The following is a 1,182-nucleotide window of genomic DNA, read 5'->3' on the forward strand; positions in this document are numbered from 1 at the left end:
ATGCCGGGCTCGGCCATGACCGTCGCCCCTCCGGCCAGCGCGAAGGAGCATTCGCCGGAGCGCAGCGCCCGGACGGCCATGTGGATCGCGACCAGCGAGGACGAGCACGCCGTGTCCACGGTCACCGCCTGGCCGCGCAGCCCGAGGACGTAGGCGATGCGGCCGCTGGCCACGCTGCCGGAGGTGCCGGTCAGCAGATGTCCGTCGACGGTCTCGGGGGCGTTCCGGAGCCCGGGGCCGTATTCCTGTTGCATCACCCCGACGAAGACCCCGCCGTCGCTGTCGCGCAGGGACGCCGGGTCGATGCCGGCCCGTTCGAGGGCCTCCCAGGAGGCCTCCAGCAGCAGCCGCTGCTGCGGGTCCATGGCTTCGGCCTCACGAGGAGAGATCCCGAAGAAGAAGGGGTCGAACTCGGCCGCGTCGTACAGGAAAGAGCCGGAGCGCGCGTAGGTGGTGCCGTGGTGGTCCGGGTCGGGGTGGTACAGGCTCTCCAGGTCCCAGCCGCGGTCCGCGGGGAACGCCGAGACCGTGTCACCGCCGCTGGACAGCAGCTCCCACAGATCTTCGGGAGTGTGGATACCGCCGGGCAGGCGGCATCCCATGGAGACCACGGCCACCGGCTCCTCGGCCTCGACCGGCACCGGTTCCGCCGCCGCGTCGATGGCGGACTCGGCGCCGCCGTGCAGCAGCTGCCGCGCGTGGCGGGCCAGCGCCCGGGGCGTCGGGTGGTCGAAGAGCACGGAGGCCGGGAGTGCGATGCCCAGGTCCGCGACCAGTCTGTTCCGCAGCTCGACCGAGGTCGCGGAATCGAAGCCCAGGGCCTTGAACGTCAGCGTGGCGTCCACGTCGCCGGGGGCGGCATGTCCCAGCACCACGGCGGCGTGCGCCCGAATCCACTGCAGCAGCTCACCCTGCCCGACCATCGACGGCCCGGGCGTGTTCTCGGCGAACTCGTCGCGCTCCACCGGCGAAACGGCGCGACGGGACGCCTTCCCGTCAAGCCAGTGGCGGCGACGCTGGAAGGCGTACGTCGGCAACGCCACCGTCCGGCCGCCCTGCCCGGCCAGCACCCGTGTCCACTCCACCGGAACACCGCGAACCCACGCCTCGGCCAGAGAGGTCAGGAACCGGTCCGCACCACCCTGATCACGCCGCAGACTGCCCACGACCACCGCATCCGGG

Annotated in this window: 1 protein-coding gene; it reads right to left on the minus strand. The window is 72.4% G+C overall.

The window, feature by feature from the left end; translation table 11 throughout:
• Positions 1-1,085: acyl carrier protein (locus tag AQJ66_RS40795; RefSeq protein ID WP_208611548.1), on the minus strand; the 1,085-nt coding region annotated here is incomplete at its 3' end.
• Positions 1,086-1,182: the final 97 nt, after the last annotated feature.

This window comes from Streptomyces bungoensis (assembly GCF_001514215.1).
Classification (GTDB): Bacteria; Actinomycetota; Actinomycetes; order Streptomycetales; family Streptomycetaceae; genus Streptomyces; species Streptomyces bungoensis.